This is a genomic window from Nisaea acidiphila (assembly GCF_024662015.1).
Taxonomy (GTDB): domain Bacteria; phylum Pseudomonadota; class Alphaproteobacteria; order Thalassobaculales; family Thalassobaculaceae; genus Nisaea; species Nisaea acidiphila.
Map to the genome: position 1 here is coordinate 2,755,849 of NZ_CP102480.1, position 23,780 is coordinate 2,779,628.

Below are 23,780 nucleotides of genomic sequence, written 5' to 3' on the forward strand. Positions count from 1 at the left end.
CCGGCGTCAATCGTCGCGTGAAACCAGGTCGAAGAACTCCTTGCGAAGCTCGGCGTCGTCCTTGAAGCAGCCGGTCAGGGTCTTGGTGACCATGCTGGCGCCCGGTTTGCACACCCCGCGCGTCGTCATGCACTGGTGCTCGGCCTTGACCAGCACGGCAACGCCTTTCGGCTGCAGTACGTCCTGAATCGAGTTGGCGATCTGCGCCGTCATCTTCTCCTGGATCTGCAGGCGCTTGGCGAAGGTCTCTACGACCCGCGCCAGCTTGCTGACACCCACGACCCGGTTGTGCGGCATATAGGCTATGGAGACCTTGCCGATCACCGGAAGCATGTGGTGCTCGCAGTGCGATTCCATGCGGATGTTCTTCAGCAGGACCATCTCGTGATAGTCCTCGGTCTCCTCGAAAACGCGCTCCAGATAGACCCGCGGATCGCTGGAATAGCCTTTGAACAGTTCCTCATAGGACCTTACCACCCGTTCGGGAGTTTCCAGCAGGCCCTCCCGGTCCGGATCGTCGCCGGCCCATTCGATCAGGGTACGAACCGCCGCTTCCGCGTCTTCGCGCGAGGGGCGCTGCCGGACCACCTTGACGTCGACGTCGTGGCCGGCCGCGTCTTCCGAGCGCAAGGCGTTGTCATAAGGCGACATAGTGAATTCCTTTTCAATCAAGGGCGCATGAATTGTTATGGGGTTACGCCCTAAGTGTTCCCATGGATGACCCGCATCCGCTCAGTGTGGCCGTTCGGCCGCTTTCGGAAGGTCCAGAGAGAAACTGGGCACCGAAACTTGAAACATCTGTCCGTCCGGTCCGGTCATGTCGTAATGGCCGCTCATGAAACCGGATGACGTGCCGAGCGGCGTCCCGCTCGTATATTCGAAAGATCCGCCGGGCTGGATCATTGGCTGTTCGCCCACCACGCCCGGCCCGTCGACGGTCTGCTCGCGCCCGAGCGCGTCGGTGATCCGCCAGTGACGCGCACGCAGTTGAACGGTCTCCTCCCCGATGTTCTCGATCTTGACACTGTACGCCCAGACGAACCTGTGTTCGTCCGGATCGGAGTGGTCGGGGAGATACTGCGGCTGAACGACAACCCGGATCGCGCCTGTCACTTCGCTATACAATCAATCTGCTCCGTCGCCGCGTCTCGCGCGCTGTCGCGCCGGGTCTCTTCGGGACCCGAGGCTAAATGTGGCGCGCTTTGCGGAAGAGTCCATAGACCCGCACCCTGCGCCGCCGCTCGCGGAGGGGCAAGCGGAGCGGGCCGCACAAAGACTCACCATGTCGTGACCGGCCCAAACTGTAAAGCCGGGCGCCGACTTAGCCGAAGATGAACAGGTTGTCGCTGACCGCGCTGTCGGAGACGCCGACGAGGGTGATTGTGCTGCCGTCGCTGAGGGTGACCAGGGCGTTACCACCGGACAATGCCGCGGAGAAGGTCGTACCGGTGTTCACGAGAATCTTGTCCTCGGCGGTATTGAAATCGTTGAAGACGTCGTTGCCCTGATTCCCGCCGAGCATGGAGATCGTGTCCGCGCCGTCGCCGCCGACCACGGTATCGTTCCCGCCATTCCCGACCAGCACGTCCGCGCCGGCATCTCCCATAAGGAGGTCGTCGCCCGATCCGCCATAGAGTGCGTCGTTTCCGTCCCCGCCGGAAATAGTGTCGTTGGACTGGTTGCCGTAAACGATATCGGATCCGCTGTCGCCGAAGATCAGGTCGCTGCCTTCGCCTCCGGACAGGGTGTCGGCATCATCCCCGCCATAGAGCGTGTCGTCGCCCGCATGCCCTTTGACGAGATCCGCACCGGCTTCCGCCGACACAAGATCGTTCCCGGCTCCGGCAGCAACGGTATCGTTTCCGGCCCCGGCCGATATCGTGTCCGCATCCTGGCCGCTGAAAAGGCCGTCATTGCCGGTCCCGCCGACAAGCAGATCGGCCCCGGTGTTTCCATACAGAAAATCGTCGCCGGAATTACCGAAAAGAGAGTCGTTTCCGGCTCCGCCTATAATCCTGTCGGTTTCGCCGCCCCCGAAGGCCGAATCGTCGCCTTTGCCGGCGAAAATCGTGTCTGTACCTGCATTTCCGTACAGGAAGTCATTACCGGTATTTCCGTAAAGCAGGTCATTCGCCCCTCCGCCATAGAGCAGGTCCGCGCCGAGGCCGACGCCTCCGTAGAGGACGTCATTGCCGTCCCCGGCCGTGACGGTGTCGTTGTCGGGGCCGCCGCTGAACGTATCCTCCGCCGAAGTCAGGCTCGCGTTAACCTTGGTCTGCGTGCCAAGCAGATTGACGCCGGACACTGTGACGCCGAGCGTGCTGTTGAACGAAATCGTGATGGTTCCGGAGGAACTGAAAAGATAGTTCTGCGCGAACGTGATCTCGTGCGCAGCGTTGCTGTTTACGGTGATTGTCGCATATCCGCGGGCACTATCCAGACTGCTTGCCACCAGGGTTCCCGACGTGATCGTCAAGGTTCCGGTGTCGGCGGTCAGTGTTGCGAGACTACCTAAGTCGTCTACTGTAGAGGAGACCATTCTTTCCTCCGTCAAAGCCGATTTCTTCGACTCTTCCTACAATGCCGTCGGGCCCACCTGTCAGAGCGAAGATGCGGGCACCGCACAATCGTAAGAGGATTTAGCGCGAAATACTTAACAAAGAATTTCGCTTGTAAGCAAGTCGGAGCTTGCGCATGTTGTGGGCATATGCGGGTGTAGTTCAATGGTAGAACATCAGCTTCCCAAGCTGAATACGTGGGTTCGATTCCCATCACCCGCTCCAGCAATCCCGGATTGGTTGGCTGCTCGCGCGCCGCTCCCGGGGCGCGCAGTTCCTGTGCAAGGCAGCCATGCGTATCTCGCGACTTGAATTTTTCGCCGGATCTGGTTATGTCCCTCCCGCGAGCTAAGGCTCGTCGGCTTCACGTAATTCGATCCCGCCGCCGGCTTAGACCGAACGGACCGGGATCCAGCCCAAATTCGGCGTTTGAATGAGATCCGGCTCTCGGTGCCCGGCTTTCCGGCATTTCCAGGGAGTCTCTCGTTAGGACCGCGTTTGGTCTCGCCGCTCCAGCCGACGAGTCTCTGACAAAAAGGAGAACTAAATGCAGGACAAGCCGCTCACCGGAAAAAATATTGCAATCATGGTCGCCAACGGGTTTGACGAGATCGAGTTCGTCGAGCCGCAAAAGAAATTGTTGGGCGCCGGCGCGACGGTGAAAGCCGTTTCTCGCGCCAATGGCCTGGTCAATGGTTGGTACGATGGCTCCTGGGGCCATTTCTTCCCGGTTGACGCGGATCTGGCCGATACTCTTGCGGTGGATTACGACGGCCTCGTCGTCCCGGGCGGTGTTCGCGGCGTCGAGAAACTGGCGGAAGACCCCCACGGCCAGCGCATTGTGAAAGCCTTCCTGCGCGCCGGCATGCCGGTCGCGCTGATCGGTGACGCGGTGTCCCTGCTTGTGACCGTCGAAGACGCGAAGGGCCGGACCGTTACGTCGTCCGCCGATGCGCGCGAAGCCCTTGAGGCTGCCGGCGCGAGCTGGGAAGAGACCGCTTCCGTGACCGAAGGCAACCTCGTGACCGCGAACGGCAGCGAAGGCATCGCCGACCTCGTGCAGAGCTTCTCCGAGCTCGTTGCCGCCTATGATAGCGAGGTCACCGAGGCCGCCTAAGGCGCTTTCGGACCATTTCCTGACGAAGACGGCGCGGATTTTCGGATCCGCGCCGTTTTTATTTCTGGCATGCTCCGGTCACACCGGAGTTGAACACAGGTACAGGCCGTAAATGTCCGATATTCCCTCCCCCTGCGTCGCCGTCTGTCAGATCGACCGCGAGAGCGGCTACTGTCTCGGTTGCTGGCGCACCATCGAGGAAATCGCGGGCTGGGCACGGTTGGACAATGCCGAACGGCTCCGGATCGTCAGTGAGTTGCATGACCGCAGGGGCGCTGTGGCGCCGCGGCCGAGGCGGCGTAATCGGCGCAGGGCGGGACGCGATACGGATACGGGCACGGCAGATCTGGGAGACTGAGAATGACAGCACCGGTATTTCACCTGATGGACCGGGCACCGGCGCCCGTCGCGCCTTACAGCCATGCGGTCGAGATCGACGGCTGGTGCCTGATCACGGGGCAACTTGCGACAGACCCCGACGAAGACGCGAAACCGCTCCCGGACGGGATCGAGGCGCAGACGCGGCGCACGATGGAGAATCTCCGCCTCGTGCTCGAGGGGCTTGGGCTCGATTTTAGCCATGTTGTCTCGGCGCGCGTGTTCCTGACCGAATTCGAACGCGACTACGAGGCGATGAACACCGTTTATGCGGAGTATTTCGGTGCCGATACGCGCCCGGCGCGGACCTGTATCGGGGTCACGGGCATTGCCCGGAAAGCGCTTGTCGAGATCGACTGCATCGCATACCGGCCAGCGAAAAAAGTGAGGTAGAATCCCCTTGACTCAGGCGCACATAATGCGCACGTTTCGAGCACGAAATCCGGCCGGGAAGGCGCCGCGAAATCGCGGAGCAAGCCCGGTCGAATTTTTTTACGCGAAATCTGAGAATTCTCTTGCGGAACAAGGGAAAAAGCCTCAGAAACCCGCGCCTATATCCGCATCGTGCGGAAACGAAAGGAACGCCAGACCATTCCGCCCAACGGTGTGCGGCAAGCGGGATGCGACGGGGTAACTGGGACATCTACTGGATAGGAGGGGTTGATGGATCGCAACATCGCCTTCGCTGATTTGGGGATGGACTCGGATACTCAGCCGAGCAGAACCAATTCCGACACCACCGGCACGGCCTACGATACGAATGGCACGGTCGTTCAACTTTCGCCGACCCATTCCGATGAGTCGCTCGATCATTTCGTGAAGAAGGACGGGCTGGTCTTCGCCGGCACGCACCTGATCATCGATCTGGTCGGTGCCTCCCGTCTCGACGAGCTCGAGCATGTGGAGGAGACGCTGAAGGAAGCCGTCGAGGTTTCCGGCGCCACGCTTCTGCATATTCACCTGCACCACTTCACGCCGAATGGCGGGGTGTCCGGTGTGGCGGTACTGGCGGAGTCGCATATCAGCATTCACACCTGGCCGGAGCGGGGCTATGCCGCGCTTGACGTCTTCATGTGTGGCGATGCCGAACCGCACAAGGCCATTGAAGTGCTGCGCCGGGCGTTCCGTCCGGACACGATCCAGCTAAATGACCTGAAGCGGGGCCTGACCGTATGAGTGAGTGGTTCAACGAAACCCTCCACAGCGGATACGGCCAGCGGCTGACTATGGACAAGGTGCTCTTCCGGGAGCGGACGGAGCACCAGGATCTCGTCATCTTCGAGAATGCGGTCTTCGGGCGCGTCATGGCGCTCGACGGCATCGTGCAGACCACCGAGGGTGACGAGTTCGTCTATCACGAGATGCTGACCCACGTGCCGATCCTGGCCCATGGCCGGGTGAAGCGCGTGCTGATCATCGGAGGCGGCGACGGCGGCATGGCCCGCGAGGCCCTGCGTCACGCTTCCGTCGAGCAGGTGACGATGGTCGAGATCGATCGCAGCGTCGTCGACATGTGCGTCAAACACCTGCCGTCGATCAGCAATGGCGCCTTCGACAATCCGCGGCTCGACCTGCAGATCGCCGACGGAGCGAAGTTCGTCGAGGAGACGGACGGCAAGTGGGACGTGATCATCGTCGACTCGACCGATCCGATCGGCCCCGGCGAAGTGCTGTTCCGCGAAAGTTTCTACAAGGCCTGCAAGCGCTGCCTGACCGATGGCGGGATTCTTGTGACCCAAAACGGTGTTCCCTTCGTCCAGGGCAGCGAGGTCACGAACAGCTTCGACCGTCTCGGCCCGCATTTCGACGATGTCTGGTTTTACACAGCGGCCGTGCCGACCTACCAGGGCGGCCTGATGGCCTTCGGCTGGGCGACGGACGACAGCGCTTTGCGCCAGCGGCCTGTCGCGGAGATCGCTTCCCGTTTCGCCGGTGCGAGTCTCGACTGCAATTACTATACACCCGAGGCTCATGTTGCCGCGTTTGGACTGCCCGCCTTTATCCGCAGGTTGATGCGGGCAAAGTAGCCCGCATTTTTCAACCCGCGCTTAAACCTTTCTTTACGCATCGCCCCTAGAGTGGACCTCAAGGAAGAGCCGTTTCCCCAATACGGCGACAGCTCACTGCCAGGTGCGACTTCCCCCGCATTTTCCCCTAACCTGGCATGTGCCGCTTCCGGGACTCCCTGACGGGGCTCGTCAAAGACGGGCCCCTTTTGTTTTGTCTGATCCGGCCTCGAAAGCTCTGCGCCGCGCGTGTTATGGTGCATTTGAATAAGCGACTTGCAGGCAAATATGGCCTCCGGCACTCCGATAATTTCCGTTCTCGTCGTCGCCTATAATTCGGGCGCGCATCTGCCGCGCTGCCTTGCGGCGGTGGAGGCGCAGACCTGCCGCGATTTCGAACTCCTGGTGCTCGATAACGGATCGACGGATGGAAGCGTGATCGATCTTTCCGCGATGACCGTGCCGGCTCGGCTTGAGCGGAGCGCCGAGAATCTCGGATTTGCCGCCGGTAATAACAGGCTTGCCGGGACCGCGAACGGGAAGTGGCTTGCCTTGCTCAATCCGGACGCCTTTCCGGAGCCGGATTGGCTTGAGGCGGTTATGAAGGCGACAGCGCAATATCCCGGCGTCTCGGTTTTCGGCTCGACCCAGCTGCTGGACGAGGCGCCGGAGCTGCTCGATGGCGCGGGCGATCATTACAGCCCGCTCGGACTCGCCTGGCGAGGCGACCGGATGAAGCCGGCTTCGATAATGACGCAGGACGGAGAGGTCATGGGCCCCTGCGCCGCTGCCGGGATTTACCGGCGCGACGCGTTCCGCGCCGTCGGCGGCTTCGCCGAAAGCTTTTTCTGCTACTACGAGGATGTCGATCTGGGGCTCCGCCTGCGTCTCGCCGGCGAGCGCTGTATCCAGCTCGCAGGCGCGCGGGTCCGGCACGTCGCCTCCGCGATCACGGGGCAGAACTCGGATTTCTCGCGCTATCACATCACGCGCAACCGGATCTGGACCTTCCTGCGATGCATGCCGTTCCCTGTCTTCCAGCTCGTACTGCCCCTGCTGTTGGCGCAGCTCACGCTGATCGTCGTGCTGGGCCCGGTGCGCGGCGACGGTCCGGTGCGGCGGCGCGCGATTCGTGACGCCTTCGTGAATTTCCGCACTGTCATGAAGCAGCGGGCGGAGATACAAGGAAACCGGAAAGCAAGCCTCCGCGCGTTTCTCGGCGCGCTGAGCTGGAACCCGGCGAAGCTGTTCGGGGCAAAAGGGGACCGGCGGCCGATACGCCGGGAGAATAAGGCGGGCGCGGTCCCGCCAACCGGGGTGGAGCATGCAGCAGACTAGCGTTGTCGCGGTCGTTGTTTCCTACAGGCCTGACGAGCGACTGTTCCGCGCGCTGGATGCGCTGGCGCCGCAGGTTGCGCGGATCGTCGTGGTGGATAACGGCTCCGGCGTTGAGACGGTCGACCGGTTGCGCGCCGCGGCGCGCGCGGGTGCGGACAAGCTGTCGCTGATCCTGAACGAGGAGAATGCGGGCCTTGCCGCCGCGCAGAACCAGGGCATAAGGCAGGCGCTGGACGAGGGCGCGGACTGGGTGCTGCTGATGGACGACGACAGCATCCCCGGTCCGGAGATGGTCGCGTCCCAGCTCTCCGCGCACGCGGCACATTCCGCGGCGGACAGTATCGGTCTCGTCGCGCCGCTGATCGGGGACGCGGAAGGCACGCTCAAGGCCCGGGCCTATGTCTCGAAGCATGCCTTCGATTTCCGCCCGGTCCGGTTCGGCGCCGGCGACGTGCTGGACGACGTCGCCTTCGCCATGGCTTCGGGAAGTCTGATCCGGGCCGATGTGTTCCGCGACGTCGGACTGATGCGCGAGGATTTCTTCGTCGACTATATCGATTTCGAGTTCGCCTTCCGCATGCGGCGCGGCGGCTGGAAACTGATCGCGGTCGGCGATGCCCGCCTGCAGCACCGGCTCGGCGAGTTCGAGCAGAAGACGCTGTTCGGCCGCCAGTTCTGCTTCAACAGCCATTCGAGCTTTCGCCGCTACCACATCTACCGCAACCGGATGCGGGTCTGGTGGGCGCACGGTTTCCGTCTGCCGGCCTTCTTCGCCTTCGAGGCGGCCTCCATTGGGATCGATCTCGCCAAGCTGATCCTGCTGGAGGACGACAAGCTTGACAAACTGGGCGCGATTGGGCGCGGGGTGATGCACGCGCTGCTCGGAAGGAGCGGAGTGAAGGCGGGTTAGCCTTCCGGAACGAACAGCCTCACAGGCTCGCTGACGCCTTTCAGACGATATGCGCCGAGATCGCGTAGATCACGCGAGAGAAGGTCTGCGACCGCTTGGGTCAGTAGTAGCGGCCGACCGAGTTCCTTGCAGAGACTCTCGACGCGCGCGGCCGCGTTGACAGCCGGTCCGATAACCGTGAAGTCGAGACGTTCTGGAGATCCCATATTGCCGAAGAAGACGGAACCGGCGTGAAGCGCGATACCGGTTTCCAGCGGGCGCCATTCAGGTATTTCCGGGTAAGGATCCGGCGTTGCGACGTTCAGCTCTGCAAGTGCGCTTTGCGCCGTGTTCGCTGCGGTGAGCGCCGCGTCTGCCGCGGCACTCTTGCTGCTGTAGGTTTGGTAGGGAAACACGGCCAGAAGGCCGTCACCGATGAACTTGAGCACTTCGCCCCGATTGGCGGTGACCGCGCCGACGAGCTGGTCGAAATAGGCGTTCAGTATCTTCAGCATTGCCGGACCTGGCAGCCGGTCTGCGCGCGCCGTGAAACCACGTAGGTCAGAGACCCATATAATCGCGTCGATTGGCGCGCCCGAGCCGCGTTTTATTGTGCCCTGCAATACTTGCGCGCCTGCAGCCTGTCCGAGATATGTGTCGAGCACATTGCCCGAAATCAGCGTGGCGACATGGCGTTCGACATGAAGCGCGAGAAAGCGGTAAAGCCTTTTAAGCAGGGCCGCTTGCTCTTTGGTGAAGCCACCGTCCTGTTTAGTCGCGAGAGTTACCGCATTATGCAGGCTTGTCGAGGCTCGGAGCGGCGCGGCTGCATACTCCGTATACCCAGCGCCCGCCAACTCGGCCAAAAGCGGTGAATCCCCGCGATCTTCCAGCCTATCGACCCGCTTGTAGACCGATTCTCCGAACTCGATTACTCGGAAAATCGGATTGCGCCGATAAGCATCAGTATTCAGGCTCTCTTCGGCGACCTTGATCTCGTCGCATATTCCGGTTTCGCGATCCCAGTTCCATGCATATCCGAAGACTTGCGGATGCAGCGTGCCGACATGCAGGCTCGCCCGGTCTATCGGCAAGCCGGCGGCACCGAGGCGCCATACGAAGGTCTCGAAAAGAGCGAGCATGTCTGAGGCCTCGACCGCATCTCCCAGCAGCCAATCCTCGAGTCCCGAGAGGGCGCACGGCGCGAACTCATCCTGCCTCCGGCAACTTCGCCTTAGCAGGGTGACAAAGGGCGGATAGATCCGGCCCGGTGGATCGCCATTGGTAGCAGGCGCGTTCATCTTGCATGGTAATCATGCTCTCAGAAGCCGGACAAGCCCCCCGCAGCCCAGGCGACGATGATGTAGCGCCCGGTTTTCGCGATCGAGACGAGCAGCAGAAACATCCAGAACGGCTCGCGCAGGATGCCGGCCGCGAAGGTGAGCGGGTCGCCGATGAAGGGTGCCCAGCTGAGCAGCAGGCTCCATTGCCCGTATTTCCGGTACCAGCCGCAGGCTCGGTCCATCTGTTTCTGCGAGAGCGGAAACCATTTGCGGCCGCTGAAACGGTCGACGAAACGGCCGAGCACCCAGTTCACTACCGAGCCGAGCGTGTTGCCGAGCGACGCGACCGCGAGCAGGAGCGGAAGCGAGTAATCCTCCGTCAGGATCAGGGCGACGAGGCCGATTTCGGACTGCGCGGGGAAAAACGTGGCGGCGGCGAAGGAGATCAGGAAAAGCCCGCCATAGGCGCCGAGTTCGGAAATCAATCTGCCTGCCCCGGCTCACATTTCGTCGGGGTCAGTCTAACCATGCATGGGAGATTTGTCTCTCCGTCAGGCGAGATCCCACCCTGCGGTGGCCGCCAGGCCGAGACTGGATTTGGAGACTCCGATCAGCGTGATGGTCCCGCCGTCCGACGTGGTGATCACCGTGTTGCCGCCGCTGTCGGCCGCGCTGTAGGTGAGGCCGCTCTCAAATGCCAGTGTGTCCTCGCCGGCGGTGAAGTCACTGACCTGGTCGTTACCTCCCTCGAATTCGAAATAGAAGGTATCGGCACCGCTGCCGCCGACAAGCGTGTCGTCGCCCTTGTTGCCGGCGATGAAATCGTTCCCCTCGCTGCCCGAAACGATATCGTTGCCTTGACCGCCATAGAGCTGGTCGTCGCCGAGATTGCCGGCGAGGGTGTCTTCACCCTGGTTCCCGTAGACGATGTCGTTGTCCTGGCCGCCGAAGACCGCGTCCTCGTTCTCGCCGCCGAACAATGTATCGCCGCCGCGATTGCCGTAGAGCACGTCGTCGTCGTTGTTTCCGAGCACGGTATCGCCATCCTGGCCGCCATAGAGCGTGTCCATGCCGCCGCCGCCGAAGACGCTGTCCGCGCCCTGGTTGCCGTAGAGGATGTCCTCGCCGTAGCCGGAGCCGATCGTGTCGTCGCCGCCGCCGCCCATCAGCGTGTCGTCCTCGGCTCCGAGCGAGATGAACTGGCTTGCATCGTCGCCGGTCACGAAATTCTGGCCCGCCCCGCCGCTCACCGTGGCCTGACCGATCACCGAGGCGAACTCGATATTGTCGAGCTGCAGGGTGGTGCCGGAGGGCATCGAGCGAAGGTCAATGACGAAAGCTTCCGATTGCCCGCTGCTGCTGCTGCCGCTGATCACGATCGGATCGCCGGATGAGGTCGTGGAGGTCGTGGTCGGGATCAGCGTCCGGATATCGAGCGTCGAGTTCGTCGCCAGCTTGTTCAGATAGGTCTGGGCGCCGCTGATCAGCTGGCTCTCGCCGCTTGAATCCCTGCCGTCGATCGCGCTGACGAGAGTTGTTACGGCGTCGGTACCGGTCTGCGCCGAGGCCGGTCCTTCCGAGAGGATGCTGGTGGATGGCGGCAGTGTCGCGGTCACGACATTGCCGCCGTTTCCGGTATTCTCGACGATCGCCGCACTTCCGGAGCTGGAGCCGCTGTTCGTGATGGTGCGGGCGCCGCCGGTCGTATTCTCCGTGGAACTGTCCGACACGGTTACCGAGCCCGAACCCGAGCCGCCTGATCCTGATGCAGCCGGTACGGCCGTTATGGTCAGAACCGAGTTTCCGCTGCTGACAGAACCGGAAATCTGCAGGTTGGCGGCGGAGCCGGAGAGATTGATGGTCTCGGAGCCGAGGCTGATTGTGGAGCCGACGGTGTTGCCGTTGAGCGAGGTCGCGAGGCTGGTGTTGCCTGAAACGATGATCTGGTCGCCGGCCGCAAGTCCCGAGATGGTGTCGCCATTGAATTGCGCCGCGGTCCCGAAATAGGTGTCGTTGCCGCTGCCGCCGACGAGAATATCGGTTCCGTCGCCACCGGCGAGGCTGTCGTCGCCGTCACCCCCCGAGATCACGTCCGACCCGCCGAGGCCGAAAATCGAGTCGCTGCCCGCTTCGCCGGAGATCGTGTCCGCGCCGCTGCTGCCCGATATGACGTCGTTCCCGCCGCCGAGCGCATAGTTCTGTGCGGTCGAGGCATGGGCGGTGATCGTGTCGCCGCCCGAGCTTCCGGAAATCGTCTCGACGTTGGAAATCAAGGTGTGCGTAAAGATGTGGGAACCGCTGCCGAGGGTAAGCACGTCGTTTCCGGCGCCGCCGTCGATGACTTCGGCCAGTCCGGCGGAGGTCGGCAGTTCTCCGGTTGCGAGGACGAGAAGGTCATCGCCATCGCCGCCGGACATCGTATCGATACCGCTTCCTCCGGAGAGGGTGTCGTTTCCGCTGCCGCCCCTCAGAACGTCGTTTTCGGCGAAGCCCTGAAGCAGGTCGTTGCCGCCATAGCCTGAGATGAAGTCGACGCCGGATCCTCCGGTGAGCGTCTCATCGGTTGCAACAATCTGATTTCCCTCGACCAGATTGGAAAGCCGGTGCGGATAGGCTGCCAGAGCCGCGGTATTTATGTGGTTCCGCACTGCCGGCAGCGCTTCCCAGCCCATTGCCCCGCCGATTTCGGAATTGGCGCCGTGGACGGTCGCGTTGAGAGAATCCTCGAGAGTTCTGAGGAATGCTCGTCCGATCGCGCCGGCGCCTGCGGCGCAGGCCATCAAGGTGATCTCCGCATCCTGCGCGAGCGCCGATCGGATCCGCTTCAGGCGCCTCACATCCCGCCTGAGCGCCCGGATGTCGATCTTGCGTCCGCATAGCCGCAGCATTCCGGTGGAGCCATGCGAGAGCAGGACCAGCTTGCGGGCGCCATGCTCGTGCGCTTCCACGGCCGCTGCGATCGCATCGAACGGATTGCCGACCGGGGGCAGGTAATGAACGGTTGTTCCCGAGGCCAGCCCGGAAATCAGGATTTCCGGATCGAGGACCTCGTGGTCGATGAAGAAGAGGGTCTGCGCGGCTGTGTGTTTTGCAATCGGAACGGCAGGAGCGAGCTGGGCGTCGAGCATGGTCTGAACCGGTCCTTTCTGGGGTACAAACCTGGGTGAACTCAGAGTTATCGCCGTTGTGGCAATAATCACAAATTCACACTAAATTCATATTAAATCAAGTTGGAAATTCGTGTTTTCTGCCTACCCGTGTATGCGGGCTCGACGCTCCGTGCAATGACTGCGCTTTTGGAAAATTCAAAAAATAGTGCGGATACGGAGCAGCAAAAAACGCGTCCAGAGCGCGATGTTTACTAATAATACCAATGGGTTGGGCCATCCGCCGAAATGCTTGGAGAAATAAAGAACGCCGCCCCGCGTTTTCTGTTCCTCGATAAACAGGCTCGTCGCCTCGCTGGTGCCCTGCACGTGACTGGCGGAGAGCGTGGGGTCGAACCAGATACTGCCGCCGGCGGCGCGGACGCGAAAACAGACATCCACGTCTTCCATGTGCAGGAAGTAATCCTCGTCCATGCCGCCGATGGCCTCGAAGACCTCGCGGCGGAACAGGAGGAAGGAGCCCGAGATACATTCGACCTCTTCGAGGTCCTCCGGCGGGGGCGTGCCGTGCAGGTTGATTCGCTTGAAACCGAGCCGATGGAGACCGGAGACTTCGACCAGGCAGGTCCAGGGCGTCATCAGGTTGCGCCGGCAGCCGCGCTGCTCGCTGCCGTCGGGATCTTCGATCCGGACGGTGTAGAGCGAAATGTCCTGCCGACTGGCGAGCCGGTCCATGGCGCCGTCGAGGCTCCCGGGCTTCAAAACGCTGTCGGGGTTGAGCAGCAGCAGGAACGGGCTCGTCGTACGTGCCGCGCCCATGTTGCAGGCGCGCCCGAAGCCGACATTGCCGTGCCCGGTGAGCAGCGTGAGGCGCTCTTCGGTTTCTGCAAGCGCCCGGAGCGCCGAGACCATTTCAGCCGGATTGCCGTTATCGACGACGACGATCTCGCGTGCCGACATTTCGCCAAGCACGGAGCGGATGCACTCCATCAGGCAGGGGCCTGTCCGGTAGCTGACGATGACGACGGCGCAGTCGGGCCGCTCCGTCGGGGGGATGGGGACGCTCATGGCCGAGATGTGCCACGATTCGCGGGCCGCGCCAAGGGCGCGCCGCTTGCCGCCGTCACGGGCCGCATGCTATAGCCCCGCAGGCCGCAAAGGCCGCGTCAATCCAAGGGGAGACAGGGCCTTGCAGGTCGAGCCGCTAGAGATCACGGACGTCAAGATCATCACGCCGAAAAAGTTCGGCGACCATCGCGGATTTTTCTCCGAGACCTATAATCGTGACGCCTTCGAGGCCGCCGGTCTCGATCTCGCTTTCGTGCAGGACAACCACTCCTTCTCCGCTCCGAAAGGGACGCTCCGCGGGCTACATTTCCAGACACCGCCGCACGGCCAGGACAAGCTGCTCCGGGTGATCCGCGGTGCGATTTTCGACGTTGCCGTCGATATCCGCAAAGGCTCGCCGAGCTACGGTAAATGGGTCGGACGGGTGATCAGCGCCGAGGAATGGAACCAGATTCTGGTGCCGGTCGGTTTCGCGCACGGTTTCTGCACCATCGAGGAAAATACCGAGGTGCTCTACAAGGTGACCGATATATACGCACCGGACTGTGAGGGCGGTCTTACCTGGAACGACCCGGCGATCGGGATCGACTGGCCGCTCGACGGCGACCCGATCCTCTCCGCGAAGGACGAGGCCTACCAGCCCTTCGCCGAATTCGACAGCCCGTTCACTTACGAAGCCTGAGGGATCCCGAGCGTGAGCGACATCAAGACAGTCATCGTCACCGGCGGCGCCGGCTTCATCGGCTCCGCCGTGGTCCGCCACGTGATCGCCGATACCGGCGTCAAGGTGGTCAATCTCGACAAGCTGACCTACGCCGCGAACCTCGCTTCGCTGAGCGAGGTCGACGGCTCCGACCGCTATGTCTTCGAGCAGGCCGACATCTGCGACGGCGCGGCACTCGACCGGATCTTCGCCAGGCACAAGCCGGACGCGGTGATGCATCTTGCCGCCGAGAGTCATGTCGACCGCTCGATCGACGGCCCGGCCGACTTCATCCAGACCAACATCGTCGGCACCTACACGATGCTGGAAGCGGCCCGGAAATACTGGAGCGCGGCGCCGGCGGAGGTGAAGGCGAAGTTCTGCTTCCACCACATCTCGACCGACGAGGTTTTCGGCTCGCTCGGCGACGAGGGGCTTTTCACCGAGACCACGGCCTACGATCCGCGCTCGCCCTATTCCGCGAGCAAGGCCTCCTCAGATCACCTGGTCCGCGCCTGGATGGAGACCTACGGCCTGCCGACCGTGCTTTCCAACTGCTCGAACAATTACGGGCCCTACCATTTCCCGGAAAAGCTCATCCCGCTGATGATCATCAAGGGGCTCGCGGGCGAGCCGCTGCCGGTCTACGGCAAAGGCGAGAACGTGCGCGACTGGCTCTATGTCGACGATCACGCCCGCGCGCTCTGGACCGTCTGCTCCAAAGGCGTGCCGGGCGAGAGCTACAACATCGGCGGCAACGAGGAGCGGAAGAACATCGATGTCGTGACCGGCATCTGCTCCCTGCTGGACGAGCTTGTGCCGCAGCAGGGCGGGAAGAAGTATTCCGAGCAGATCACTTACGTGACCGACCGCCCGGGTCACGATTTCCGCTACGCGATCGATGCCTCCAAGATCAAGGCCGAGCTCGGCTGGGAGCCGTCGGAGAGCTTCGAGAGCGGGCTCCGGAAGACCGTTCAGTGGTATCTCGACCGCAAGGATTGGTGGCAGCCGATCCTCGACCGGAAATATTCCGGCCAGCGTCTCGGCACCGGCTCCAAGGGGTAGGGACATGATCCTCGTCACCGGCGCCGGCGGACAGGTCGGGACCGAACTGCTTGCCCGCGCCGCGCGCCACGGACACGAGGCGAAGGGGCTGGTCCGGGCCGATCTCGACATTTCCGACGCTGACGCGGTGCGTGCGGCGGTGAAGGCTGTCAATCCGTCGCTTATTGTCAACGCGGCGGCCTACACGGCGGTCGACAAGGCGGAAGAGGACAGCGACGCGGCCTACGCGATCAACCGGGACGGTCCCGCAAATCTCGCTGCCGCGGCGAAAGACGCGGGCATTCCGCTGATCCATATCTCGACCGACTATGTCTTCGACGGCAGCAAGGACGGTCCGTATCTGGAGAGCGATCCGGTGGCGCCGCTCGGAATCTACGGCGCCTCCAAGGAAGCGGGCGAAGAGGCGGTGCGCGCGATACTCGCCGAGCATGTCATCATGCGGACCTCCTGGGTCTATGCGGCCCATGGCGGGAACTTCGTGAAGACCATGCTGCGCGTCGGCAAGGACCGGGACGAGCTGCGCGTGGTCGCCGATCAATTCGGCGCGCCGACTTCGGCGGGCGATATCGCCGACGCGATCCTCACCATCGCGACGCGGATCAAGGACGGTAAGACGGACGGCTGGGGCACCTACCATTTCACGGCGGCCGGCCGGACCAGCTGGCACGGTTTCGCGGAGACGATTTTCGTCCGCGCAGAGAAGGTCTGGGGCCGGCGCCCGTCGGTCGCGGCGATCCCGTCGAGCGAATATCCGACGCCGGCGAAACGGCCGACAAATTCCGTGCTGGATTGTGCAAAGATTCTCGCGGCCTTCGACGTGCCGCGGCGGCCCTGGCAGGACGGCCTCGACGAGGTGCTCGATATCCTGCTGGCCGAAGAGTGAGCGACTAGGAAAGGGAAAGGGATGAAAGGGATCATCCTCGCCGGCGGGTCCGGCACGCGGCTCTATCCGCTGACCGTCAGTGTCAGCAAGCAGATCCTGCCGGTCTACGACAAGCCGATGATCTATTATCCGCTGAGCACCCTGATGCTGGCAGGGATCAAGGATATTCTGATCATCACCACCCCGGCGGACCAGGAAGGCTTCAAGCGCCTGCTCGGCGACGGCAGCCAGTGGGGCATCTCGCTGGAATACCGCGTCCAGCCCTCGCCCGACGGCCTGGCGCAGGCCTTCATCATCGGCGAGAGCTTCATCGGCGACGACCGCTCCGCCCTGATCCTCGGCGACAACATCTTCTACGGGCATGGCCTGACTGAGATGCTGCAGCGCTCGGCGGATCGCGAGAGCGGCGCCACAGTTTACGGCTACTATGTCAGCGATCCGGAACGCTACGGCGTCGTCTCCTTCGATGAGAGTGGGAAGGCGGACGAGATCGTCGAGAAGCCTGCCGACCCGAAATCGAACTGGGCGGTCACCGGGCTCTACTTCTACGACCGGGACGTCGTCGAGATCGCCAAATCGATCAAGCCCTCGCCGCGCGGCGAGCTCGAGATCACCGACGTCAACAAGGTCTATCTCAAGCGCGGCGACCTGCATGTCGAGCGCATGGGGCGCGGCTATGCCTGGCTCGATACCGGCACGCACGACTCGCTCTTGCAGGCCTCGGAATTCGTGCGCACCGTCGAGGAACGCCAGGGTCTGAAAATTGCGTGCGTCGAGGAAATCGCCCACCATATGGGCTATATCGACGACGAGCAGCTTCTGAAGCTGGCCGACCCGCTGGCGAAGTCCGGCTACGGTCTCTATCTGCGCTCGTTGGTCAAAGGGTAACACCAGACAACGGAGCCAGTCTTGGGCCGTCTGATCGCTCTCTATTCCGCTTTTGTCGTGCTCCTCGGCGGCGGCTTCGTATGGCTGGTCGCCAGCTTGCTGGAGCCCCGAGATGGACCCGCGCCGACCGAGGCCATTGCTGCGACGCTCTCGAGCCTTACCGTCGAGGGGCATTCCGAACAGGCGCCGCTCGATCTCTCCGGCCTGCGCCCCTCCCCCCTGCCGCTCTCGATGCCTCTTTCCTGCGATCCCGGCGAGGATTGCTGGGTGCTGAAATATGTCGACCGCGATCCGGGCAAGGGCCGGCGGGACTACCAATGCGGGGCGATGACCGTGGACGGGCACAAGGGGGTCGATTTCGCGATTTCCGATCCGCGCCGGCTGAACGAGAACGAGGTTCCGGTCCTGGTTTCCGCGCCCGGCAAAGTGGTCGGCATCCGAGACGAGATGCCGGACATCAATATCCGCATCGCCGGCGAGGAGTCTCTCAAGGGACGTGATTGCGGCAACGGGGTCCGGATCGATCACGGCGGCGGCTGGGCGAGCCAGTATTGCCATCTGAAGCGCGGCAGCGTCGCGGTCCGGGCGGGCGATACCGTGGTGACCGGAGATCGGCTCGGTCTCGTCGGGCTCTCGGGCTCGACGGAATTCCTGCATCTCCATGTCCAGTTCGAGAAGGACGGCAAGGTGGTCGATCCTTTCGTCGGACTGGAGAACGATGCGGATTCCTGCGGACTCGGAGCGGCCCCGCTCTGGAACGAGACGGTCTTGCGGAAGTTTCGCTATTCGGCGCCGCTAATCCACGCGGCCGGGATCGTCGGTGAGGTGCCGGACGGGCTCGGCGCGGCGGAAGGCAAGTATGCCGATCCGGATATCCGGCGGGATGCGCCGCTGCTCGTCTTCTGGGCCGATGTTTACGGGCTGAGGACGGGAGACCTGATCTCGATGCGCTTCAGCGATCCAGACGGCAAGGTGATCGCCGAGAAGGACTGGAAAAACGGCAAGGATCAGCTGAGATGGTTCCAGTATCTCGGCAAGAAATCGCGCGCGGGATGGACGGCGGGTACCTATCGCGGCGAGATCGAGGTCCGGCGCCCGGGCGGCCCGGGTAAGAGCCGTACGGTCAGCAGGGTCGACGTGACGGTCAGGTAGCTTGTTGTACGTGCCGTCGTCAGCTCTTATGGTCCGCGCGACGGCGCGGGTGCGCCCCTAACCTCCTTTTTTGTGGCTCCGCCATGATCGTCTCCGTCCATATTCCGAAAACGGCCGGAACCAGCCTTCGCGAGGCGCTGGAGGAGAACTTCGGTGAGCGTTTGCTTCTCGATTATGGCGACCGTCCCCTGGCGCAGGGCGCTGCGGCAGAGGAGCAGCGCGCCCGTTCGGCCGAGGAGGCACGGACGCGTTCCGCCGATATCCTGCGAGATTACGACGCGATCCACGGTCATTTCCTTGCGGCCAAATACGACGTGCTCGGCCCTGCCGCGCGCTTCGCGACATTCTTTCGGGATCCCGCGACGCGGGTGCTGTCCCATTTCGGGCAATGGCAACGCCTGCCGCATGCGCCCAATCCGATTGCGGCCAGGATCGGCTCCGGAGAGCTCGATGTCTTCGGATTTGCAGCCCTGCCGGAAATACGGGACCTCTATCGGACCTTTACTTCCGATTTCGATCTGGATCGCTTTACCTTTATCGGGATCACGGAGGAATATGACCGCAGCATCGAGCTGTTCAATGCGATCTTCGGTACCGGGATTGCGACGCGCGAGTCCAACATCGGTCCGGAGCAGTCGAACGGTGCGGAAACGGACGCCGATGTGCTGAAGCGCCTTAGGGAACTGCAGCCCGTCGACGCGAAACTCTATGATCTCGCACTGAAGCGGTTTGATAGACTGTGCGAACAGTTTCTGTGATCTGAGTAGGAACGAACGGGATGTGTGGAATCTGCGGAGTCGCAAATCACGCGCGGGGCGCCGAAGCGACCGGAAGCATGATCGCGGCGATGGATCATCGCGGTCCGGACGATTCCGGAATCCATACGCAGGGTCGATATTCGCTCGGAATGACACGTCTTGCGATCCAGGATCTGAGCGCCGCCGGTCACCAGCCGATGAGTGCGGCCGATGGCAAGATCTGGATGGTCTATAACGGTGAAATGTACAATACGCGCGAACAGCGCGAGGTCCTTGAGCAGCGCGGCTACACGTTCCGGTCCCACTCCGATACCGAAGTCATCCTGAAGCTCTACGCCGAGTTCGGGACCGCATGCTTTGCCCGGATCCGGGGCATCTTCGCCATCGCGATCTACGATTTCCGGGAAGGCTCCGAAACACCGAAAGTCGTCCTCGCGCGCGATCCGCTCGGCGTGAAGCCGCTGTTGCTGGCACGCGGGTCCGGTGGCGCCTTCGTCTTCGGGTCCGAAATGAAAGCGGTACTGGCGAGCGGGCTTGTCGACCGTGTGGTCGATGGCGACGCGCTGCGCGGGCTTTTCGAGAACGGCTCCGTGTTCCAGCCGAAGACGCTCGTCCGCGACGTGCGCATGATCGAACCCGCCGAAATGCTGACGATCGAGAACGGGAAGATCACGGCGGAGCGCTACTATACGCTTCGGGACGATCTGTTCCCCGAGCTCGCCAAGGCGGATTACCGCGAGCAGGTCGCGGTGCTCGGCGATGCGCTCCGGGAGACCGTGCGGGCTCAGCTCGTCAGCGATGCGCCGATCGGGGCCTTCCTTTCCGGCGGGGTCGACAGCGCGACCCTGTGTGCCCTGATGGCGGCCGAGGCCGGGCAGGGGATCCGGACCTATTCGGTCGGTTTCGGCAGCGAGCTCCGGTCAATCGACGAGACCGAGCTCGCCTCCGAATTCGCCCGCCATATCGGAGCGCAGCATGAGCGCTTCCAGGTCGATGCCGATCTGATCCGGGACGATCTGATGGAGATCGTCGGAGGACTCGATCAGCCGTCCGTCGATGGGCTGAACACCTATTTCGTCTCGAAGATCGCGAGCCGGGACGTGAAGGTGGCGATCTCCGGGACGGGAGCGGACGACCTCTTCATGGGGTATCCCTGGCATGCCGACATGCTCCGGCGCGCTCCGGCGCCTTCGGGCTTCCTTGAGGATTATGCCGAGCGCTCCGGCAATTTCCACGCGACGTTCAATGCGAAGGAGGTCGACCAGATCCTTTCCGACGGACTCCGTCGGTCGGCCGCGCGGGTCGCCCTGGAGGAATACAGGTCCATCGACGAGCTGCCGGAGTCCGATGCCGTGGCGCGGCTGACGGCGCTGACGCTGCGCGGCTACACGAAAAACCAGCTTCTGCGGGACATCGATGCGATGTCGATGGCGCATTCACTTGAAGTCCGGGTGCCCTATCTTGACCCGACGATCATCAATCTGGGGCTGTCCCTGCCGGCCGGCGCGAAGATCGCCGGGACGCCGTCCGGATCGCCGATGCGGCTCAGCTACAAGGATAGCGGCATCAAGCGGATCCTGATCGACATTGCCCGGCCACTGCTGCCGAAAGGCTTCGACGAAGTGCCGAAGCGCGGTTTCGGGATTCCCCTGACGCCGTGGCTCAACGGTCCGCTGAAGGATATCGTCGGCGATATCCTGCGGCCCGACCGCGTCCAGGCTACCGGACTTCTCAATCCGCGCGTCATGGTCAATTTGCAGAAGTCGCTCGCCGAGGGCCGGACCATTTCCGGCTGGCGCCTTTGGTTGCTGATGAACGTACAGCTCTGGGCAGAGATGACCGGCGTGGAACCGGAACAGCGCGCGGCCTAATCGAGAGGATCCGGCGCGGTTTTGACGGGCATGCCTGTTCGTACGATAACGTTCAACGGACGCGGCTCCTCCGGCAATGCGAATGCGGGACGCTCCGGCGTGATCGAGAGATTGGGATTGTAGGCCGGATCGTCCTCCAGCAGCGCGCCCCAGCGCTCCACCATGAAGGCGCGTTCCTTATCGTATAGCTGCGATTTTTCCGGGGTGATGACAGTGCCGCGCGAGGCCGACTCGTGATGGATCAGGACAGAGTGCGGCGTCCACAAAACCCGGTATCCGGCACGGCGGACGCGCAGGCAGAGGTCGATATCGCCGAAATCGACCGCCAATGCTTCGTCGAACCCGTCGACTTCCCGAAACACCTCGCGGCGCATAAGCATGCAGGCGCCCGTAACGGCTGAGAGACTTTGCGTCTGCATGGCTCGTCCCCAGTACCCGCCGCTCGTCTCCGAAATCCGGAGATTCGTATGCCGTGCGACATGTGCGCCGGCGAGCGCGATACCGGCATGCTGCACGGTGCGGTCCGGGTAGAGCAATTTCGCGCCGACAAGACCGACTTCGGGGCGGGCGGCTTCCGCCACCAGTTCCTCGAGCCAGACGGCACCGGCCGGCTCGATGTCGTTGTTGAGGAAACAGAGAAAGTCGCCTGTGGCCTCCCGCGCGCCGCGATTGCACAGACGGGAGAAATTGAAGGGTCCGGAATCTCTCAGTACTTCCACATTGGGCCTGTGTGAGAGCCTGTCCAGATAGCGTTGCGTGGCCGGATCGTCACTGCCGTTGTCGACGATCTGGATTTCCATATCGGCATAGTCGGTTTGTGCGGTCAGGCCTTCGATACAGGTACGCAGCAGCGTCAGCCGGTTCTTCGTCGGGATGATGACCGAGACGCGCGCGTCCTCGGGGAGGGAGCGGGTCACGCGCCATCTGCCGTTTCTGAACTCGGCCGCTGCTCCCACCGCGCGACGTTTGAGCGTGTCGCGGATGACGCGCCCGGTGGCGGCGATCGCATAGGGTTTGGTTTCCGTCGATATGGCAGTCGAGGTCGTGGCGGACCGCCAATGGTAGAGGATCTTGGGAATGTGCCCGATACGTTCCGGCGCAGTCCTTTCCGCTATACGCTGGACGAGATCGTGGTCTTGCGCGCCTTCGAGGCCGAGGCGGAATCCTCCAATCTCATTCGCGAGCCTCCGGCGGATAACGCTGAAATGGCAGATATAATTGGAGACGAGGGAAAGATCCGGGTCCCAGGCCGGTTTGAAATGCGGTGCATACCGGTATCCCGCATCGTCGATCTTGTCCTCGTCGGAATAGATCAGGTCGAGCTCCGGGCGGGCATTCAGCGCACGGGCCATCTCCGCCAGGGCTTCGGGCGCCAGCATGTCGTCATGGTCGAGCAGTCCGATATAGGTCCCGGTGGCGAGATCGAGAGCCGAGTTCGACGCGGCGGAGATATGGCCGTTCTCGGATCTGAGAACCTGCTTAACGCGGGGGTGGTCCGCGGCCTCCTCGAGCATCCGGCTAATATCTGGGTCGGTTGACGCGTCGTCGGCGATGCAGAGTTCCCAGTCGCTGAAACTTTGCTCGAACACGGAGCGGATAGCCTGCCGGAGATGCGCGGGCTCTGGATTGAAGACCGGCAACAGGATCGAGAAAAGCGGCGCGCCGCCCTGCTGCACCGTCGGCGCATCCGGACGCTCGTCGGGCGAGGCGGCGCGGCGCTCCAGCCATTCCCGATACTGAGTCTTTGGTAAAGCGGCATCGCTCGAACCGGCCCGGCGATGAACTTCCGCTGCAAGCAACAGGAGTTCGTCGGGCGGCGTGACCTCGCTTGAGAGTTCGCGAAGGATCAGGAGCGCCTGTCGCGGGCGCCCGGCGGTCAGGAGCGCCCGCAAATAGAGTATCCCCGGTTCGAGCTCCCGCTCGCTCACGCACCACCAACGTCCGGCTGCGGATGCGTTTCCGGTCCGCGCCGCTCCTGTCAGGGCCCGTGCCGCCGACGGGTCGGCGATCTGTGCTTTGCGTGTGGCGGCCTCAACACCCGGCCGTCCGAGGCGCCGGCGGAGCTGCGCCTGCCGGGCGAGCGCGGGACCGTCCGCCGGTCCGATCGCAAGGCATCGGTCGAGGAAAGCCAGCCCTTCGGCGCGGGCGCCGAGCGCCGGTTCGACGACGGAGAGGTTGAACCAGACGCCCGCTTCGTCCGGCCGCAGCGTTGCCTCGCGACGGAAAGCGCGGATCGCTTCGGCGAGTCGGCCGGCGCCGTGTAGCGCGGACCCGTGGCGGGCATGGGCCGAGGGATTGAGGCCGTCGAGCCGGGCTGCTTCCTCGTAACGGCGCAGGCTCTTGCCGGGTTGTCCGATCCGGCCATAGATCCGGCCGAGCAATTCGGCGGTTCCTGGGTGGTATGGAAGCAGAACGCGGACGCGCTCGTAAAACTGCGCGGCTTTCGGCGACGGGCCCGGCGCACCTTCGAGATCGGCGTAATAGGCAAGCGCTGTCAGGTTGCCCGGTTGCCTTACCAGAGCTTCACGCCATGCGGAGCGGGCTTGTTCGGCCCGTCCGCTTCTTGCTTCGATCTGCCCGAGATGGATGAGCGCGGCCGCATCGTCGGCCGTCGACCGGGCGACATGCCGGAACAGCTCCGCCGCCTCGTCCGGCCGGCCTCCTGCCAGTGCCGCCTGTGCGCGTCGGAACGCCTCGGCGGGGGCTAGCATGAAGG

At 63.0% G+C, this 23,780-nt stretch carries 22 protein-coding genes and 1 tRNA gene; 15 read left to right on the forward strand and 8 right to left on the reverse strand.

Going from position 1 to position 23,780, the window contains the following annotated elements; translation table 11 throughout:
* Positions 1 to 6: 6 nt before the first annotated feature.
* From folE to NUH88_RS12830, 3 genes are all read right to left on the reverse strand, one after another.
* Entirely contained in the window at positions 7 to 651 is a 645-nt protein-coding gene (gene folE / locus NUH88_RS12820; protein WP_257766806.1) for a GTP cyclohydrolase I FolE, read from the reverse strand.
* Positions 652 to 732: 81 nt separating this feature from the next.
* Entirely contained in the window at positions 733 to 1,125 is a 393-nt protein-coding gene (gene apaG / locus NUH88_RS12825; RefSeq protein ID WP_257766807.1) for a Co2+/Mg2+ efflux facilitator ApaG/CorD, read from the reverse strand.
* Between the two features lie 196 nt (positions 1,126 to 1,321).
* On the reverse strand, positions 1,322 to 2,539 hold the full coding sequence (locus tag NUH88_RS12830; RefSeq protein ID WP_257766808.1) for a calcium-binding protein: 1,218 nt from the start codon (positions 2,537 to 2,539) through the stop codon (positions 1,322 to 1,324).
* 170 nt (positions 2,540 to 2,709) lie between these two features.
* Here NUH88_RS12830 and NUH88_RS12835 point away from each other — a divergent pair.
* The 8 genes from NUH88_RS12835 (at position 2,710) to NUH88_RS12870 (ending at position 8,307) form a co-directional block, all read left to right on the forward strand.
* Positions 2,710 to 2,783 (forward strand) — tRNA-Gly (locus NUH88_RS12835).
* 322 nt (positions 2,784 to 3,105) lie between these two features.
* Positions 3,106 to 3,675, forward strand: a complete 570-nt coding sequence (locus tag NUH88_RS12840) for a DJ-1/PfpI family protein (RefSeq protein ID WP_257766809.1) — start codon at positions 3,106 to 3,108, stop codon at positions 3,673 to 3,675.
* 112 nt (positions 3,676 to 3,787) lie between these two features.
* On the forward strand, positions 3,788 to 4,033 hold the full coding sequence (locus NUH88_RS12845; RefSeq protein ID WP_257766810.1) for a DUF1289 domain-containing protein: 246 nt from the start codon (positions 3,788 to 3,790) through the stop codon (positions 4,031 to 4,033).
* 2 nt (positions 4,034 to 4,035) lie between these two features.
* Positions 4,036 to 4,446 (forward strand): RidA family protein, encoded by a 411-nt coding sequence (locus NUH88_RS12850; RefSeq protein ID WP_257766811.1) that lies wholly within the window; start codon positions 4,036 to 4,038, stop codon positions 4,444 to 4,446.
* A gap of 270 nt (positions 4,447 to 4,716) precedes the next feature.
* Positions 4,717 to 5,229: an adenosylmethionine decarboxylase gene (speD, locus tag NUH88_RS12855; RefSeq protein WP_257766812.1), complete on the forward strand. Its 513-nt coding sequence runs from the start codon at positions 4,717 to 4,719 to the stop codon at positions 5,227 to 5,229.
* Positions 5,226 to 6,080, forward strand: coding sequence for a polyamine aminopropyltransferase (gene speE, locus NUH88_RS12860; RefSeq protein WP_257766813.1), 855 nt, complete (start codon positions 5,226 to 5,228; stop codon positions 6,078 to 6,080). Before speD ends, speE begins: the two co-directional genes overlap by 4 nt.
* Before the next feature lie 267 nt (positions 6,081 to 6,347).
* Positions 6,348 to 7,397, forward strand: a complete 1,050-nt coding sequence (locus NUH88_RS12865) for a glycosyltransferase family 2 protein (protein ID WP_257766814.1) — start codon at positions 6,348 to 6,350, stop codon at positions 7,395 to 7,397.
* Entirely contained in the window at positions 7,384 to 8,307 is a 924-nt protein-coding gene (locus tag NUH88_RS12870; protein ID WP_257766815.1) for a glycosyltransferase family 2 protein, read from the forward strand. Before NUH88_RS12865 ends, NUH88_RS12870 begins: the two co-directional genes overlap by 14 nt.
* Here the strand turns inward: NUH88_RS12870 and NUH88_RS12875 are convergent.
* From NUH88_RS12875 to NUH88_RS12890, 4 genes are all read right to left on the reverse strand, one after another.
* Complete coding sequence (locus NUH88_RS12875) at positions 8,304 to 9,587, reverse strand: adenylate/guanylate cyclase domain-containing protein (protein WP_257766816.1); 1,284 nt, start codon at positions 9,585 to 9,587, stop codon at positions 8,304 to 8,306. The genes NUH88_RS12870 and NUH88_RS12875 overlap by 4 nt on opposite strands.
* Before the next feature lie 20 nt (positions 9,588 to 9,607).
* Positions 9,608 to 10,054, reverse strand: a complete 447-nt coding sequence (locus NUH88_RS12880) for a YqaA family protein (RefSeq protein ID WP_257766817.1) — start codon at positions 10,052 to 10,054, stop codon at positions 9,608 to 9,610.
* Between the two features lie 66 nt (positions 10,055 to 10,120).
* The gene (locus NUH88_RS12885; RefSeq protein WP_257766818.1) at positions 10,121 to 12,697 is read right to left on the reverse strand and encodes a DUF4347 domain-containing protein; all 2,577 of its coding nucleotides are present in this window, start codon (positions 12,695 to 12,697) and stop codon (positions 10,121 to 10,123) included.
* Positions 12,698 to 12,874: 177 nt separating this feature from the next.
* Positions 12,875 to 13,744, reverse strand: coding sequence for a glycosyltransferase family 2 protein (locus tag NUH88_RS12890; RefSeq protein WP_257766819.1), 870 nt, complete (start codon positions 13,742 to 13,744; stop codon positions 12,875 to 12,877).
* Between the two features lie 121 nt (positions 13,745 to 13,865).
* On the opposite strand from NUH88_RS12890, the gene rfbC reads away from it, so the two are divergent.
* The 7 genes from rfbC to asnB all read left to right on the forward strand — a co-directional run bounded on the left by rfbC (position 13,866) and on the right by asnB (position 21,064).
* Entirely contained in the window at positions 13,866 to 14,426 is a 561-nt protein-coding gene (rfbC, locus tag NUH88_RS12895; RefSeq protein ID WP_257766820.1) for a dTDP-4-dehydrorhamnose 3,5-epimerase, read from the forward strand.
* 21 nt (positions 14,427 to 14,447) lie between these two features.
* On the forward strand, positions 14,448 to 15,512 hold the full coding sequence (gene rfbB / locus NUH88_RS12900; protein WP_257772203.1) for a dTDP-glucose 4,6-dehydratase: 1,065 nt from the start codon (positions 14,448 to 14,450) through the stop codon (positions 15,510 to 15,512).
* 4 nt (positions 15,513 to 15,516) lie between these two features.
* A complete protein-coding gene (gene rfbD / locus NUH88_RS12905) occupies positions 15,517 to 16,395 on the forward strand; it encodes a dTDP-4-dehydrorhamnose reductase (protein ID WP_257766821.1) in 879 nt (292 codons plus the stop codon).
* Between the two features lie 21 nt (positions 16,396 to 16,416).
* Complete coding sequence (gene rfbA / locus NUH88_RS12910; protein ID WP_257766822.1) at positions 16,417 to 17,283, forward strand: glucose-1-phosphate thymidylyltransferase RfbA; 867 nt, start codon at positions 16,417 to 16,419, stop codon at positions 17,281 to 17,283.
* Between the two features lie 21 nt (positions 17,284 to 17,304).
* Entirely contained in the window at positions 17,305 to 18,435 is a 1,131-nt protein-coding gene (locus tag NUH88_RS12915; RefSeq protein WP_257766823.1) for a M23 family metallopeptidase, read from the forward strand.
* 83 nt (positions 18,436 to 18,518) lie between these two features.
* On the forward strand, positions 18,519 to 19,193 hold the full coding sequence (locus tag NUH88_RS12920) for a hypothetical protein (RefSeq protein ID WP_257766824.1): 675 nt from the start codon (positions 18,519 to 18,521) through the stop codon (positions 19,191 to 19,193).
* Between the two features lie 20 nt (positions 19,194 to 19,213).
* The gene (asnB, locus tag NUH88_RS12925; protein WP_257766825.1) at positions 19,214 to 21,064 is read left to right on the forward strand and encodes an asparagine synthase (glutamine-hydrolyzing); all 1,851 of its coding nucleotides are present in this window, start codon (positions 19,214 to 19,216) and stop codon (positions 21,062 to 21,064) included.
* On the opposite strand, the gene NUH88_RS12930 is transcribed toward asnB, so the two are convergent.
* Positions 21,061 to 23,775, reverse strand: coding sequence for a glycosyltransferase (locus tag NUH88_RS12930; RefSeq protein WP_257766826.1), 2,715 nt, complete (start codon positions 23,773 to 23,775; stop codon positions 21,061 to 21,063). The two genes, asnB and NUH88_RS12930, sit on opposite strands and share 4 nt — an antisense overlap.
* Positions 23,776 to 23,780: the final 5 nt, after the last annotated feature.